The following is a 16,087-nucleotide window of genomic DNA, read 5'->3' as shown; positions in this document are numbered from 1 at the left end:
ATATAGAAAGTCATGTTAGAATGTAGTTGAAAACATGAAGGTTCGAAAGAATTACAACCTGAATTTTCGTTTTTTCTGAATAAATAAGAAAAAACTGTTGGGAATTGATGTAATTCGTTCAGAAAAGGGGGATTTTGGTGGATCATTTAAAACGTCAAGATGAAAAGGTATTTGCTGCAATTGAGGCAGAACTAGGAAGACAGCGTTCGAAGATTGAGTTAATTGCTTCGGAAAACTTCGTAAGTGAAGCAGTAATGGAGGCGCAAGGTTCTGTTTTAACGAATAAGTATGCTGAAGGATATCCTGGAAAACGTTATTATGGTGGCTGTGAACACGTAGACGTAGTAGAAGATATCGCACGTGATCGCGTGAAAGAAATTTTCGGCGCAGAGCACGTAAATGTTCAACCACACTCTGGTGCACAAGCGAACATGGCAGTATACTTCACGATTTTAGAGCAAGGCGATACAGTACTTGGTATGAATTTATCTCATGGTGGTCACTTAACACACGGAAGCCCTGTTAACTTCAGTGGAGTACAATATAATTTCGTAGAATATGGCGTGGATGCTGACTCTCACCGTATTAATTACGATGATGTATTAGCAAAAGCGAAAGAACATAAACCAAAATTAATCGTTGCAGGTGCAAGTGCATACCCTCGTGTTATCGATTTCAAGCGATTCCGTGAGATTGCAGATGAAGTGGGCGCTTATTTAATGGTTGATATGGCACATATCGCTGGTTTAGTAGCTGCTGGTTTACATCCAAATCCAGTACCACATGCACATTTCGTTACAACGACAACACATAAAACGTTACGTGGCCCGCGTGGTGGTATGATTTTATGTGAAGAGCAATTTGCAAAACAAATTGATAAATCAATCTTCCCTGGTATTCAAGGTGGTCCACTTATGCACGTAATCGCTGCAAAAGCTGTTGCGTTTGGTGAAGCACTTCAAGATGATTTCAAAACATATGCACAAAATATCATTAACAATGCGAACCGCTTAGCTGAAGGTCTTCAAAAAGAAGGACTTACACTTGTTTCTGGCGGAACAGACAATCACTTAATCTTGATTGATGTTCGTAACTTAGAAATCACAGGTAAAGTAGCAGAGCACGTATTAGATGAAGTTGGTATTACAGTGAACAAAAATACAATTCCATTTGAAACAGCAAGCCCATTTGTAACAAGTGGTGTACGTATCGGTACAGCAGCTGTAACATCTCGTGGTTTCGGTTTAGAAGAAATGGATGAAATTGCGTCACTTATTGCTTATACATTAAAAAATCATGAAAATGAAGCTGCATTAGAAGAAGTACGTAAGCGTGTAGAAGCGTTAACTAGCAAATTCCCAATGTATCCAAATCTATAATAGATTGAAGAAGACTGCCGAGACTTAATTGTTTTGGCGGTCTTTTTTGTGGACATATATTATTTTTAAAGTATGTATACAAATGATGAATAAATTTTGGCGATATAATGAAGGATACAGCTCCCATAATTGGTAAAGATACTAGATAGATTCATCGTAAAATCATGATTTTGCCAAATTTGCCCTTGAATATTAGTAGCGTTTTCTTTACAATCGTAAATAGTGTAAAAAAGCGTGCAAACGCATGAATATCATCTAAAGGAGAGATTCACATGGGAAAACTGTATGTATTTGATCACCCGTTAATTCAACATAAGATTACATATATTCGCGATAAGAATACAGGTACGAAAGATTTTCGTGAATTAGTGGACGAAGTAGCAAGCTTAATGGCTTTCGAAATTACTCGCGACCTTCCGCTTAAGGACATCGAAATTGAAACGCCTGTAAGCAAAGCGACAACAAAAGTGATCGCTGGTAAAAAACTTGGTTTAATTCCGATTTTACGTGCAGGTTTAGGAATGGTTGATGGAATTCTGAAATTAATTCCAGCAGCAAAAGTAGGACACGTTGGTTTATACCGTGACCCTAAAACATTGCAACCGGTAGAATACTATGTGAAACTTCCAACGGATGTAGAAGAGCGCGACTTTATCGTACTAGATCCGATGCTAGCAACAGGTGGTTCTGCGGCTGAAGCAATTAACTCTCTGAAAAAGCGCGGTGCGAAACAAATTAAATTAATGTGTATCGTTGCAGCTCCAGAAGGGGTGAAAGTAGTACAAGAAGAACATCCTGATGTTGATATTTATGTAGCAGCATTAGATGAGAAATTAAATGACCACGGATATGTAGTACCAGGTCTTGGTGATGCTGGTGACCGTTTATTCGGAACGAAGTAAGACAACTGACGAGCAGGGGAGATTCCCCTGCTCGTTTTTTTTTGCTGCAAACAAGTAGGGGAGGGGGAGGATAAATATACATCGTATATACAACATAAGTTGCATACACATCACATATAATATAGAAGTCTTACGTCTGAGGAACACTATATTATGGAAGAAAAGCGTTATATCTCGAAAATATAATAGTGACAAACTTGTGAACATTTCCTTCTATTATAAAGAGAAAACTGTTAGAAATTGCATATATGTAACCAGTATTTAGAAGGGGAACGTTTTCATTTTTGGGAGGAAATGCCTAATACTCAAATTTTTAGATTTTTTACGATTTCTCGTTGACACTGTTAATACCCTATTGTATGCTAACAACGGGGATAGATGGTAGGGCTTTCAGTGACAAAATTACATCTATTCCGTGACGAAAATGTAAACTTTTTGTTTTGTATAGGATTTATGCAAAAAAATGAGTTATTATTAATACATCGTGAATGAGGGTTACATATTGGAGGGATGAATCCTTGCAAAAAAACGATCGCAGCCATATAAAAGCATATGCTTTAATGTCAGGAATTCTTGCTCAGTTAGTCGGTTCTATACTTGTTGGAATCTTTGGTGGGCAGTGGATTGATAATAAGGTTGGAACGTTTCCATTGTTTCTTATTATAGGGTTATTACTCGGGTTAGGAACAGGGGTATACGCAATGATTCGACTCATTCGACATTACTATTCGGGAGAGCAATGATGATAGACGTACATGGACTTGTCCAAAGACAAAAGAAATATATGTACTACTTGCTTGCGCTTCTAGTGCTAGGATGGGGATTTACCTCTTACAAGGATGTATTTCTTGGGCTGATTATCGGAACGATTTTCAGTTTTCTTAGTTTGCGCATCATTGCACGTAGAACAGACAAGCTGTTAGATCGCGTAACAAATGGAGAAAACGTGAAGTTTAAGGCGACAGCTGTAAGTACATATTCAAGATTCGCCACGATTGGGTTATTAATTTTATTTGCAGCCAAATATCAAGAGTTAATTGCGATGTGGGGCTTAGGTGTAGGATTGCTGACAGGATACCTTGTCATGATCATAGATTTTCTTTATTTAGAGTATAAGAGCAGGGAAGAGAGGTGAATTACTAGTGGAACACGGTAAATTAGTTGAATTTCTAGGTTTAACGTTCGATTTGTCATCAGTTATGATGGTTACTGTAGCAGCAGTTATTGTTTTCTTAATCGCTGTTATCGGAACTCGCAGCTTAGCCCTTCGCCCAACCGGGATGCAAAACTTCATGGAATGGGTGTTTGACTTCGTGAAAGGGATTATCAATAGTACGATGGACTGGAAAACAGGTGGACGTTTCTTAACGCTTGGCGTTACGCTTATCATGTTTATCATCGTATCGAACTTCCTTGGTTTACCATTCATGTATTCAGCAACTGAAGCTGGCGAACATATTGCATGGTGGAGGTCACCAACGTCTGATCCAGCAGTTACATTAACATTAGCCGTGATGGTAGTTACCCTCACCCATTATTATGGAATTAAGATGAAGGGTACGAAAGAGTATGTTAAAGGTTATTTCCAACCTATGAAATTCTTATTCCCATTAAAGGTTATTGAGGAGTTTGCTAACACATTAACGTTAGGTCTTCGTTTATTCGGTAACATTTATGCAGGTGAGATCTTATTAGGATTACTTGCTAAGTTAGGCGGGGCATCATTCCTTGGAGCATTAGGTGCGCTTGTACCAATGTTAGCATGGATGGGATTCAGTGTATTCGTTGGATCAATCCAAGCATTTATTTTCGTTATGTTAACGATGGTTTATATGGCTCATAAAGTAAGTCATGACCATTAATATAATTTAAGTAAGAAAAAATTTATTTTTTTATAATACAAAGGAGGACAAATTAAATGAGTTTAGGTGTAATCGCAGCTGCAATTGCAATTGGTTTATCAGCATTAGGTGCAGGTATTGGTAACGGTCTTATCGTATCACGTACAATCGAAGGTGTTGCTCGTCAACCAGAATTAAAAGGCGCACTTCAAACAATTATGTTCATCGGGGTTGCTTTAGTTGAGGCACTTCCAATCATCGGTGTAGTTATTGCATTCATCGTAATGAACAAATAAGGGAGACTCCCCTTACATAGATGGCGAAGAGTGTTTTTCCGAACTTTCTTCGCCATTGCTTTATGAACGAAACGTATGTCTTTTTTTTTCATATGATCAATTTAGATATTTTGAAGGGAGTGAATCCTTGTGCCAACTTTATTATTAGGAGCTGCCATTCCATTTGGAACGATTGCTTATACATTGTTCATTTTCTTAATTCTATTAGTAATGCTACGCAAATTTGCGTGGGGTCCTTTAATGGGAATTATGAAAGAACGTGAAGAGCATGTTACTAATGAAATCGACGCTGCAGAAAGAAGTAACGCTGAAGCGAAGAAGTTAGTAGAAGAACAACGTGAAATGTTAAAACAATCACGTGTTGAAGCACAAGAGTTAATCGAAAGAGCGAAAAAACAAGCTGTAGATCAAAAGGATGTTATTGTTGCTGCTGCGAAAGAAGAAGCAGAATCAATTAAAGCATCTGCTGTACAAGAAATTCAACGCGAAAAAGAGCAAGCGATTGCTGCTTTACAAGAACAAGTCGCTTCTTTATCTGTTCAAATTGCTTCTAAAGTAATTGAAAAAGAATTAAAAGAAGAAGATCAAGTTAAGTTAATTCGCGATTATATTAAAGAAGTAGGAGAAGCGCGATGAGCAATGGGATTGTAGCAAAACGTTATGCTGTCGCTCTTTTTAAAATTGCAAAAGAAAAACACGTATTAGAAATGTTTGAAGAAGAATTACGCCTTGTACAAAACGTTTATGTAAAGAACGGAGAACTACATAGCTTTTTAACGCAACCGAACATTTCAAAAGAGCAGAAGAAAACGTTTCTTGCAAACGTATTCGGATCTGTTTCTGAATCAATTTTAAATACGTTATATATTTTAATTGATAACAAGCGTATTGATATCTTACCTGAAATTGCAGATGAATATGTTGTTCTTGCTAATGAAGAACGTAACGTAGCGGATGCAACTGTATATTCTATTCGTCTTCTATCTGAAGAAGAGAAGCTTAACATTGCAGAAGCATTTGCAAAGAGAACGGGAAAAGATGCAATTCGCGTGAAAAATGTTGTAGATGAAGATTTACTAGGCGGAATTAAAGTACGCATTGGAAATCGCATTTATGACGGAAGTTTACAAGGAAAATTAGCACGTATTCAGCGTGAATTAATGAAGAATAGATAGGGGTGAAGCACATGAGCATCAGAGCTGAAGAAATTAGCGCACTGATAAAGCAACAAATCGAGAACTATCAGTCTGAAATCGAAGTTAGTGATGTTGGTACAGTTATCCAAGTTGGTGACGGTATTGCGCGTGCTCATGGTCTTGATAACGTTATGGCTGGTGAGCTTGTAGAGTTCTCTAACGGCGTTATGGGACTAGCACAAAACTTAGAGGAAAACAACGTAGGTATTATCATTTTAGGACCTTACACAGAAATCCGTGAAGGTGACGAAGTTCGTCGTACTGGTCGCATCATGCAAGTACCAGTAGGAAAAGAACTAATTGGTCGTGTTGTAAACCCATTAGGTCAACCAGTTGATGGTTTAGGCCCAATCAATACAACAAACACTCGTCCAATCGAAAGTCCAGCACCAGGTGTAATGGATCGTAAATCTGTTCATGAGCCACTTCAAACAGGTATTAAAGCGATCGACGCTCTTGTACCAATTGGCCGTGGTCAACGTGAGTTAATCATCGGTGACCGTCAAACTGGTAAAACAGCAGTTGCACTTGATACAATCATTAACCAAAAAGATGAAGATATGATTTGTATCTATGTAGCTATCGGACAAAAAGAATCAACTGTACGTAACGTAGTAGAAACACTACGTAAGCACGGTGCATTAGAGTACACAATCGTTGTAACTGCATCTGCTTCTCAACCAGCTCCATTATTATACTTAGCTCCTTATGCTGGTGTAACAATGGGTGAAGAGTTCATGTACAATGGTAAACACGTATTAGTAGTATATGATGACTTATCAAAACAAGCAGCGGCTTACCGTGAGCTGTCATTACTATTACGTCGTCCTCCAGGTCGTGAAGCTTATCCAGGGGATGTATTCTACTTACATTCTCGCTTATTAGAGCGTGCAGCAAAATTAAGTGATGCAAGAGGCGGCGGTTCTTTAACTGCACTACCTTTCATCGAAACACAAGCAGGGGACGTATCAGCATACATCCCAACAAACGTAATTTCTATTACGGATGGACAAATCTTCTTACAATCTGACCTATTCTTCTCTGGCGTACGTCCAGCGATCGATGCTGGTACTTCTGTATCTCGTGTAGGTGGATCTGCTCAGATTAAAGCAATGAGTAAAGTATCAGGTACACTTCGTCTTGACCTTGCATCTTACCGTGAGTTAGAAGCGTTCGCTCAGTTCGGTTCTGACCTTGATAAAGCAACTCAAGCGAAATTAAACCGTGGTGCTCGTACTGTTGAGGTATTAAAACAAGGATTACACAAACCGTTACGTGTAGAGAAACAAGTTATCATTCTTTACGCTTTAACACGTGGATTCCTAGATGATATCCCGGTAGTAGATATCACTCGTTTCGAAGAAGAATTCCATGCTTGGTTAGATTCTAATGCGACTGACTTATTAGAAGAAATCCGCACAACTAAGAAACTTGCGGATGACGACAAATTTGCAGCAGCAATTAACGGATTTAAAAAAGTATTCGTAGCTTCTGAATAATAATAAAAGTGAAGCCGACTGTTCAGCCTCATCGGCTAAGAGGCGGAACTAGATTAATAAAAGCGGAAGCGGCTCGTACAAGCCGCCGACGCTAGATAATATATAAGGCATCTCAGACTCTGAGATTGCTGACGGTTATGTAAAGGAAAAGAGTAGGTGCACCTATTCTTTTCCTTCAATCATGAGCAAGAATATCTTGCAACGTAGATTAGGAAGAGGATTCTTACTAATCGTGCCAACTTCCGGAAAAAAGGTGGTGAAAACCTGTGGCATCTTTACGCGATATAAAAGCGAAGATTACCTCGACAAAGAAAACGAGTCAAATTACGAAAGCGATGGAGATGGTATCTGCATCTAAGTTAAACCGTGCAGAGCAAAATGCTAAATCTTTCGTTCCGTATATGGAAAAGATTCAAGAAGTAGTAGCGAGCATTGCGCAAGGAAGTAAAGGAATTAATCATCCAATGCTAAATGCGCGTCCTGTAAAGCGTACAGGATACATCGTTATTACATCTGATCGCGGACTAGCAGGTGGTTATAACAGTAACGTATTACGTACAGTAAGTAACGTAATTCGTGAACGTCATAATATGGATTCAAATCAATATTCAATTATTGTACTTGGACGACTAGGACGTGATTATTTAAAACGTCGCGGCTTTAACATCATTGATGAAGTAGTTGGATTATCTGACCACCCATCATTTACTGATATTAAAGATCTTGCTTCTCGAGCAATTGCGATGTTCGCAGATGGTGCTTATGATGAGCTGTATATTTACTACAACCATTACGTAAGTAAAATTTCACAAGAAGTAACGGAAAATAAAATTTTACCGCTTACTGATGTGGCGTCTGACAAACCGACGACAGCTTATGAATTTGAACCTTCTGAAGAAGAAATTTTAAAAGTATTATTGCCACAATACGCAGAAAGCTTAGTGTACGGTGCATTACTAGATGGTAAAGCAAGTGAGCACGCAGCGCGTATGACAGCAATGAAGAGTGCTACAGACAACGCAATGGAAGTTATCGATTCACTTACACTTTCATTCAACCGTGCGCGTCAGGCAGCGATTACGCAAGAAATTACGGAAATCGTTGGTGGAGCAGCAGCGTTAGAATAGTAATAAAAAGTGGAAGCGGCTCGTCCAGAACAGGAGGGCATTGGAGCTCCTGACGAAGAGGCGTAGTTTGCCTCACAGGAAGGCGCGAAATGACCGACTGTTCTAGCCGCTAGAACTAGATTCAATAAAAAGTGGAAGCGGCTCTTTCAAAAGAGTCGCGTAAGCTAAACTAATAAAAAATTAAAAGCCGACTTCGCTTAGAGAGCTGGCTAATTAAAAGAAAGCTAGGAGGGAACCCGATGAATAAAGGGCGCGTTACGCAAATCATGGGTCCGGTTGTAGACGTTAAGTTTGATGGCGGAAAGCTACCAGAAATCTACAACGCCCTTACGGTAAAACAAAGCAACGAAAACGGAAGCATGAACTTAACATTTGAAGTTGCACTTCATTTAGGTGATGATACAGTTCGTACAGTTGCGATGTCTTCCACAGATGGACTTGTTCGTGGCACAGAAGTAGAAGATACTGGTAAAGCAATCTCTGTACCAGTTGGTGATGCAACACTTGGTCGTGTATTCAACGTATTAGGTGATGCAATTGACTTAGATGGTGAACTTCCTGCGGATGTACACCGTGATCCAATTCACCGTCAAGCACCTGCATTCGAAGAATTATCTACTAAAGTAGAAATTCTTGAAACTGGTATTAAAGTAGTAGACTTACTTGCTCCTTACATTAAGGGTGGTAAAATCGGTCTATTCGGTGGTGCCGGCGTAGGTAAAACAGTATTAATTCAGGAATTAATTAACAACATCGCACAAGAGCACGGTGGTATCTCTGTATTCGCTGGTGTAGGTGAGCGTACTCGTGAGGGTAATGACTTATACCACGAAATGAGCGATTCTGGCGTAATCAAGAAAACTGCGATGGTATTCGGACAAATGAATGAGCCACCTGGAGCACGTCAACGTGTTGCATTAACAGGTTTAACAATGGCTGAGCATTTCCGTGATGAGCAAGGACAAGACGTACTTCTGTTCATCGATAACATCTTCCGTTTCACGCAAGCGGGTTCTGAAGTATCTGCCCTTCTTGGTCGTATGCCATCTGCGGTAGGTTACCAACCAACACTTGCAACAGAAATGGGTCAATTACAAGAGCGTATTACATCTACAAATAAAGGGTCTATCACGTCTATCCAAGCGGTATATGTACCAGCCGATGACTATACTGACCCAGCACCAGCTACAACATTCGCTCACTTAGATGCAACAACAAACTTAGAGCGTCGTTTAACACAAATGGGTATTTACCCAGCCGTAGATCCATTAGCATCTACATCTCGTGCACTTTCTCCAGAAATCGTAGGAGAAGAGCATTATGAAGTAGCACGTCAAGTGCAGCAAACTTTACAACGTTACAAAGAACTTCAAGATATCATCGCTATCTTAGGTATGGATGAGTTATCTGAAGAAGATAAGTTAGTTGTACATCGTGCTCGTCGTATTCAATTCTTCTTATCTCAAAACTTCCACGTAGCTGAGCAGTTTACAGGTCAAAAAGGTTCTTACGTACCTGTAAAAAATACAGTTAGTGGCTTCAAAGAAATTCTAGAAGGAAAATATGATGACCTTCCAGAAGATGCATTCCGCCTTGTTGGTAGTATTGAAGAAGTTATTGAGAACGCGAAGAAAATGATGGCGTAAGGCCTTAGGAGGGACGAAGTATGAAGACATTTCCAGTCAGTATTGTAACTCCTGATGGACCGGTTTACGAAAAAGAAGTAGAAATGGTAAGTGTAAAAGCAGAGAGTGGGGAAATGGGGATCTTACCAGGTCACATTCCAACTGTTGCACCATTAAAAATTAGTGCAGTTCGTCTGAAAAATGGTGGACACACTGATTATGTAGCAGTAAGCGGTGGCTTTATCGAAGTTCGTCCAGATAAAGTAACTGTATTATCATCATCTGCTGAAGAAGCAAACCATATCGATATCCATCGTGCAAATGAAGCGAAGCGTCGCGCTGAGCAACGTATGCAAGACAAACAAGCACATGTTGACTTTAGACGTGCAGAAATGGCATTACAACGTGCTGTGAACCGTTTAAATGTTTCTGATATGAAGTAAAAAAATCCGTAAGGGCCTTGCCTTTACGGATTTTTTTGTGTATTTTATGGATAATTTTACAAAACTGGTATAATTATATTGATGCTTGTATAAGTAGAAGTGTACAGCAATTTATATTTTATGAAGGGGATGAATCAATGATCGGTGAAATGAAACGAGAAGCATTGTACTCTTTAAAGGGGAAATGGGGACTAGGTGTTGGATCAACGATTTTATATTTTATTTTAAGTTATGTCGTTTCGATGGCTGCAATGCTTATATTATTAATTCCAGGAATTATTATATTTCTTTTAGTTGTAAGTGTGACTGGATCATTTGAAGCGGAAAAGATGTCAATTGGAGCGGGTATTACCTTTGGAATTTTTTATTGCATTATGATAATTTTGAGTAACGCATCGTATGGGATTACGTCATATGGTTATACAAATGTATTTTTACAGATTAGTAAACGAGAAGATGCTAAAGTAGATTACTTATTCGAAGGATTTCGTGGCTTTAAAAGAATGATGAAAACAATGTGGGCAATGCTTGCGATTTTGTTATATACAGGTACATGGATTCCGATGTTGTTAACAGGTTTATTCATATTCTTAGGTGAAGAAGGAAATCTGTCGTTTACAATAGCTTTCTTCGTACTATTAGCAATTTCAATTGTTGGTATGATTGTGATGTATTTTTCTTATGCACTGACGTACTATGTGATGATTGAAAATCCAGAATATAGTGTTTCGCAGGCGATGAAGGAAAGTAAGAATCTTATGAGGGGTCATAAGTTAGATTTGTTTCTTTTATGGCTGAGCTTCATAGGCTGGGTTGTTTTAGCGCTTCTTACTTTTGGAATAGGATTTCTTTGGCTTAGTCCGTATATGAGTACAACGACAGCACACTTTTATCGCTACATTTCAAAAGGTGAATTTCAATAGGAACATGCTATACTAATAGAATTATTGTGTATAGGAGGCGAGGCTACGCATGATTAGTGATCTAAAAGGAGAAGCACTAGATTCATTAGAAGGGAAATGGGGATTAGCTGTTGGGGCTACACTGCTCATTTCAATTCTTATCACGGCTTTTAGTTTTAGTGTTGATTGGGGATTTTCTTTAATTTTCGGTTGGCAAAAAACAAATGGTTCACTTTCAACGAATATTCTTACATTTTTTGTTACTGGACCGTTAACTTTAGGTGGATATTACCTTGGTTTAAATATCCTTCGTGAAAATCAAGCTAGTATCGGTAATGTATTCATTTGGTTTTCAGAGGGAAAGAGATTTCTAAAATCATTTTTATTATATTTATTAGTAAATCTTTATCTTTTCTTATGGACGTTATTGTTCGTTATTCCAGGTATTATTAAATCATTTTCTTATGCGATGACATACTTTATTATAAATGATCATCCTGAGTATTCACTGAACCAAGCTATTACAGAAAGTCGTCGTATGATGGATGGACATAAGATGGAGTATTTCATTTTATGTTTAAGTTTTATCGGTTGGTTTATATTAAGTTGTATTACGTTAGGGATTGGATTCTTATGGTTAATTCCATATTTCTACACAACATCTGCGGCTTTTTACGAAGAGATCGCAGAAGAATATTATGAGAAAAATATTTAGCACTATAAAACCCCCAGTATGAATTATTTGTTCATACTGGGGGTTTTTTGTAGAAACTTTATAAATTGATTGCTAGTAAGTGGTTTACTGAAATAGTAACCTTGCATATATTTACATTTATGTTTTTGCAGAAACTTAAGCTGTTTTTCGGTTTCAATTCCTTCGGCAACGACTGAAAGATTTAAAGTATTTGCGAGGGAAAGGATTGTAGAAACGATGGCTCGTTCTTCAGGACGATGATCAGCTAATTGTGTAAATTCTCTCGGTACTTTTAATGTGTCGATTGGAAAAATTGATAAATAAGCAAGAGAAGAATACCCAGTACCGAAGTCATCAATGGAAGTTTGGATACCGTATTCTTTTAATTGCTTCAGTCTCAATAACGTTTCTTTCTCGTCAATCATTGCAATTCTTTCTGTTAACTCGAGGGTTACATATTTTGGATCGACTTGCACGTCGTTTAATATTTGTGAAATGTTTTCGATTAATTGATCTTGCCGGAACTCTTTTGCAGATAAATTAACACTTATTTTTAAATTTTGGTAGCCAAAGGTATGCCATATTTTTAATTGGAGACAAGCTTCTTGTAATACCCAATGTCCAAGTGGGACTACTTGTGGCGTCTCTTCTACAATTGGAATAAACTCACATGGTGAAATGTCACCTAATAGCGGGTGTTTCCACCGTATTAAAGCTTCAGCACCGATAATTTTATTTGTTGTCGTATCAATTTGTGGTTGATAAACGAGATAAAATTCTTTGTTTACTAAAGCGATTGGCAAATCTTTTTCAATTCGAGCTTTTCGCTCCATTTTTTTATATAGTTCTTTCGTGTAAAGAGTGCTACCGTTTTTTCCTTTATTCTTTGCTTCGTACATGGCCATATCAGCATGCTGCAAAATGGATAGCGGATCTTCACCTGCTTCAGGATATATTGCAATTCCGATACTTGGTGAGATTTGTAAATGTTGATTTTCGATTTCAAATGGCTCATTCATGGCCGCTACAATCATATCAGCCATTTTTTGGACATCTGGCTTTTTTTTGTAATTTTCGATAAGGATCGTGAACTCATCCCCAGCTAGCCGTGCGAGTTTCATATTTGATGTTGATATTCTTTCGAGCCTTTTTGCTACTGCGATAAGCAATAGGTCTCCTACTCGATGACCGAGGGTATCATTAATAACTTTAAAACGGTCTAGGTCGAGAAACATAACAGCAAAAGACTTTTTCGATACTTTTGCTCGTGCAATTGCCTGTTCTAAATGTTGATGAAATGCACGACGATTTGCAAGCTCTGTTAAAGTATCATGGTATGCTAGGAAATTAATTTGTTCTTGTTGTTGTTTGCTTTCCGTAATATCTTTAATCATTAAATAAACCCCAGAAATTTTCTCTTTTAAAAAGATCGGTACGGCGGTAACGTGCAAGTAGTAAATATCTCTGTTTTTATGGTACGCCCGTATTTCTAAAGAGATAGAATATCCCTTTTTTACACGATGAAAGGCGTTAATCATTTCTTCTAAATCTTCTTCGTATATGAGTGAATAGTAAGGCTGATTTAATAATTCATTCGTTTGATAACCAAGTAAAGTAGTACCAGCGTTATTTACTTTGAGAAAATTACCGTACAAATCTAATGTGAAGATTGGATCTGGATGATGCTCGTATAAAGATTTAAACATTTGTTGATTATGATAGAGTTCATTTTTCTGTTCTACTAAATCTTCTGTACGTAGTTCAATTTGTTTCTCGAGTTCTGAGTTGAATTGCATTTGAGCTAGCAATAATATTTTATTTTGTTTTCGAACTAAACTATGACGTATGAGAACGAAAGAGAAAGTTATTATAAGTCCGATTACTATAATAGGTGCAAAAACGTATTCGACTAATATAAAAACAATAAGCATTACTACCGAAATATACGGTAATGATAATCGGATTGCTTCACCAATTTTAAGTGTTAGTAGTACTTGTTCTTGTTTTTCAGGTTCTTTTGTATGGAGAATACAGGCAATTGCTACTAGTACTAAGGTTACTTGATAGAAAGGAGTAACTGTAAACATAGAATACTCTGGTATGAAGTATTTTATATAAGCATAAATCGCATCGGTAGTAGCATATAAAATTAAAGCACTGCCAAGAAGCGCACCAACCTTTTTAGGTAATAAGGATAGTGGTTTGAATAAAAGATTGATTCCTATTAAGAGAAAGAGTAAATCAGCCATTGGATAGGTAAGTTGAACAAATATGTCGATATAGGATGTTGTAAAGATGTGAATGGTTCGTTCAATAAGTAAGTAGTAACTTAAAGTAAATTGGGCTGTAACGATAATACAAATATCACATAGCATAAAAAGTTTTTCTAATAAATCTCGGTTGTAAATGATTTCGTATAGAAAGGCAAATGCAAAACTAACTAAAAAAAGTAAGTAAAAAAAATCAGACGGATCAACGAACGTATAGAAGTCCTTTACAATTAAACGCTGATAGGCAACGACTATATCACCGATAAAATAAGAGAGAGCTCCAACAGATAATATGATCCAAAATAAACGAGGTAGCCCTTCTTTCGTGTTTGAAAAGTAAAGAATATAACTACAAGCGATAATATCAATTAATAGGGTACTCGTTCCGATTAATAGCTGAAAAGGAAATGAGTATTCATATAGAAAAGGCATCGCTACGTAGTGAAGCGTTATGGACAGCAATACAATGCTTATAAGAATACTTACATGTGTTTGTTTTTTCATTTATATCACCTACGGTTCCTTGAAAAGCATATATAAGTTTTATATTTATTTTGCACAATTATAGCAAGTTGTAAAGATAGATTTTAATAATTCTTGTTTCTGTCTCCCAACATATCGACATAGGAATTTGAAGTTTGCTATAATGATTAGAATAGTTGCATTATTTAGAAAAATTTAAAAATAATAATTACTGCAACTAGGACATATTGTTTACTATGTGAACTTGTTCTTAATTTAGGGGGGGAGGGTTTCACAATGGCAAGTGTATATGAAAATAGTTATATGATCGTTTTGATTTTCTTGCTATTAGGTATATTGCTGCCGGTAGTGGCTCTTACATTAGGAAGGATGCTGCGCCCAAATAAACCAAGTGCAGCAAAGGCGACGACGTATGAGAGTGGAATTGAGCCTTTTCACGATGCAAATATTAGGTTTCATGCTCGTTATTATATTTTCGCTTTATTGTTTGTGATCTTTGATGTAGAAACTTTATTTTTATATCCTTGGGCTGTTGCGTATGACAAGCTAGGTTTATTTGCATTAATTGAGATGCTCATCTTTGTTGTAATGTTGCTAGTTGGATTAGCGTATGCTTGGAAAAAGAAGGTGTTACAATGGTTATAAATTTTGAGGAATTACATCCAAATGAGCGAGCAGAATTAGAACGAAATATCTTTTTTTCTACATTGGAACAGTTGAAAGGATGGGCGAGGAGCAATTCTTTATGGCCGATGACATTCGGACTGGCGTGCTGTGCAATTGAAATGATGGGAGTAGGCTCATCACATTATGATTTAGATCGATTTGGGTCATTTTTTCGAACTTCACCAAGGCAATCGGACGTCATGATTGTATCGGGAACAGTAACGAAGAAGATGGCTCCTATTGTTCGGCGTTTATATGATCAAATGCCTGAACCGAAATGGGTTATTGCGATGGGATCTTGTGCGACAGCGGGTGGTCCGTATGTAAATTCATATGCTGTTGTGAAAGGTGTAGACCAAATCGTACCAGTTGATGTGTATATTCCTGGTTGTCCCCCAAATCCGGCTGCTTTAATTTATGGAATTAATAAATTAAAAGAAAAAATTCGTTACGAAGCAAAGACCGGGAAGCAGGTGACGAATAAATGAGTAATCCAAACAAAGATTTAGAGGATCTGAAAAAAGAAGCAGCTAGGCGTGCAAAAGAAGAAGCGAGAAAACGCCTTGTAGCGAAACACGAGGCGGAAATAAGTGAGCTTGAGGCAGAAGATCAAGAAAAAGAGAAAGCGCTACCAAAAAATGATGATATTACTATAGAAGAAGCAAAACGACGTGCAGCAGCGGCAGCAAAAGCAAAAGCGGCAGCGTTAGCGAAGCAGAAAAGAGAAGGAACAGAAGAAGTAACGGAAGAAGAAAAAGCGAAAG

Annotated in this window: 18 protein-coding genes and 1 pseudogene; 18 read left to right on the top strand and 1 reads right to left on the bottom strand. The window is 37.6% G+C overall.

Going from position 1 to position 16,087, the window contains the following annotated elements; all coding sequences use genetic code 11:
• Positions 1 to 137: 137 nt before the first annotated feature.
• From glyA to BUA87_RS14535, 15 genes are all read left to right on the top strand, one after another.
• Positions 138 to 1,379, top strand: coding sequence for a serine hydroxymethyltransferase (gene glyA, locus BUA87_RS14605; RefSeq protein WP_000349806.1), 1,242 nt, complete (start codon positions 138 to 140; stop codon positions 1,377 to 1,379).
• A gap of 272 nt (positions 1,380 to 1,651) precedes the next feature.
• Complete coding sequence (upp, locus tag BUA87_RS14600; RefSeq protein ID WP_000517539.1) at positions 1,652 to 2,281, top strand: uracil phosphoribosyltransferase; 630 nt, start codon at positions 1,652 to 1,654, stop codon at positions 2,279 to 2,281.
• Between the two features lie 378 nt (positions 2,282 to 2,659).
• Entirely contained in the window at positions 2,660 to 2,773 is a 114-nt protein-coding gene (locus BUA87_RS14595) for a DUF4024 domain-containing protein (protein WP_072940107.1), read from the top strand.
• A gap of 26 nt (positions 2,774 to 2,799) precedes the next feature.
• Positions 2,800 to 3,024 carry an AtpZ/AtpI family protein gene (locus tag BUA87_RS14590; protein ID WP_001171223.1) on the top strand — a complete coding sequence of 75 codons (225 nt, stop codon included), beginning with the start codon at positions 2,800 to 2,802 and terminating at the stop codon, positions 3,022 to 3,024.
• Positions 3,024 to 3,416: an ATP synthase subunit I gene (locus BUA87_RS14585; protein WP_000567600.1), complete on the top strand. Its 393-nt coding sequence runs from the start codon at positions 3,024 to 3,026 to the stop codon at positions 3,414 to 3,416. The genes BUA87_RS14590 and BUA87_RS14585 overlap by 1 nt, the downstream gene beginning before the upstream one ends.
• A 7-nt stretch (positions 3,417 to 3,423) precedes the next feature.
• Positions 3,424 to 4,143 carry a F0F1 ATP synthase subunit A gene (atpB, locus tag BUA87_RS14580; RefSeq protein WP_000399870.1) on the top strand — a complete coding sequence of 240 codons (720 nt, stop codon included), beginning with the start codon at positions 3,424 to 3,426 and terminating at the stop codon, positions 4,141 to 4,143.
• Positions 4,144 to 4,199: 56 nt separating this feature from the next.
• Positions 4,200 to 4,418: a F0F1 ATP synthase subunit C gene (atpE, locus tag BUA87_RS14575; protein ID WP_000052064.1), complete on the top strand. Its 219-nt coding sequence runs from the start codon at positions 4,200 to 4,202 to the stop codon at positions 4,416 to 4,418.
• A gap of 129 nt (positions 4,419 to 4,547) precedes the next feature.
• Positions 4,548 to 5,054, top strand: a complete 507-nt coding sequence (atpF, locus tag BUA87_RS14570; protein WP_001142615.1) for a F0F1 ATP synthase subunit B — start codon at positions 4,548 to 4,550, stop codon at positions 5,052 to 5,054.
• The gene (gene atpH / locus BUA87_RS14565) at positions 5,051 to 5,593 is read left to right on the top strand and encodes a F0F1 ATP synthase subunit delta (RefSeq protein WP_000064682.1); all 543 of its coding nucleotides are present in this window, start codon (positions 5,051 to 5,053) and stop codon (positions 5,591 to 5,593) included. The genes atpF and atpH overlap by 4 nt, the downstream gene beginning before the upstream one ends.
• An 11-nt stretch (positions 5,594 to 5,604) precedes the next feature.
• A complete protein-coding gene (atpA, locus tag BUA87_RS14560) occupies positions 5,605 to 7,113 on the top strand; it encodes a F0F1 ATP synthase subunit alpha (protein WP_000027521.1) in 1,509 nt (502 codons plus the stop codon).
• Between the two features lie 266 nt (positions 7,114 to 7,379).
• The gene (gene atpG, locus BUA87_RS14555) at positions 7,380 to 8,240 is read left to right on the top strand and encodes a F0F1 ATP synthase subunit gamma (RefSeq protein ID WP_000157703.1); all 861 of its coding nucleotides are present in this window, start codon (positions 7,380 to 7,382) and stop codon (positions 8,238 to 8,240) included.
• A gap of 239 nt (positions 8,241 to 8,479) precedes the next feature.
• Positions 8,480 to 9,886 carry a F0F1 ATP synthase subunit beta gene (atpD, locus tag BUA87_RS14550; RefSeq protein WP_001032596.1) on the top strand — a complete coding sequence of 469 codons (1,407 nt, stop codon included), beginning with the start codon at positions 8,480 to 8,482 and terminating at the stop codon, positions 9,884 to 9,886.
• 20 nt (positions 9,887 to 9,906) lie between these two features.
• Positions 9,907 to 10,308, top strand: a complete 402-nt coding sequence (gene atpC / locus BUA87_RS14545; RefSeq protein WP_000847215.1) for a F0F1 ATP synthase subunit epsilon — start codon at positions 9,907 to 9,909, stop codon at positions 10,306 to 10,308.
• A 137-nt stretch (positions 10,309 to 10,445) separates the two neighbouring features.
• Positions 10,446 to 11,231, top strand: coding sequence for a DUF975 family protein (locus BUA87_RS14540; RefSeq protein WP_072940104.1), 786 nt, complete (start codon positions 10,446 to 10,448; stop codon positions 11,229 to 11,231).
• A 49-nt stretch (positions 11,232 to 11,280) separates the two neighbouring features.
• Positions 11,281 to 11,925 carry a DUF975 family protein gene (locus tag BUA87_RS14535; RefSeq protein ID WP_000622468.1) on the top strand — a complete coding sequence of 215 codons (645 nt, stop codon included), beginning with the start codon at positions 11,281 to 11,283 and terminating at the stop codon, positions 11,923 to 11,925.
• Between the two features lie 23 nt (positions 11,926 to 11,948).
• Here BUA87_RS14535 and BUA87_RS14530 read toward each other — a convergent pair whose 3' ends face one another.
• Complete coding sequence (locus tag BUA87_RS14530) at positions 11,949 to 14,678, bottom strand: putative bifunctional diguanylate cyclase/phosphodiesterase (RefSeq protein ID WP_000745000.1); 2,730 nt, start codon at positions 14,676 to 14,678, stop codon at positions 11,949 to 11,951.
• Positions 14,679 to 14,933: 255 nt separating this feature from the next.
• Here BUA87_RS14530 and nuoA point away from each other — a divergent pair, with 255 nt between their 5' ends.
• The 3 genes and pseudogenes from nuoA to BUA87_RS14515 form a co-directional block, all read left to right on the top strand.
• Complete coding sequence (gene nuoA / locus BUA87_RS14525; protein WP_000179273.1) at positions 14,934 to 15,302, top strand: NADH-quinone oxidoreductase subunit NuoA; 369 nt, start codon at positions 14,934 to 14,936, stop codon at positions 15,300 to 15,302.
• Positions 15,293 to 15,811, top strand: a complete 519-nt coding sequence (nuoB, locus tag BUA87_RS14520; protein ID WP_000236331.1) for an NADH-quinone oxidoreductase subunit NuoB — start codon at positions 15,293 to 15,295, stop codon at positions 15,809 to 15,811. Before nuoA ends, nuoB begins: the two co-directional genes overlap by 10 nt.
• Positions 15,808 to 16,087: pseudogene (locus tag BUA87_RS14515) on the top strand (NADH-quinone oxidoreductase subunit C); the annotation flags it as partial. The gene nuoB and the pseudogene BUA87_RS14515, both read left to right, overlap by 4 nt.

This window comes from Bacillus sp. bc15, assembly GCF_900142585.1.
Taxonomy (GTDB): Bacteria; Bacillota; Bacilli; order Bacillales; family Bacillaceae_G; genus Bacillus_A; species Bacillus_A cereus.
The sequence above is the reverse complement of the archived record's forward strand: the minus strand, read 5'-3'. Positions and strand labels throughout refer to the sequence as shown.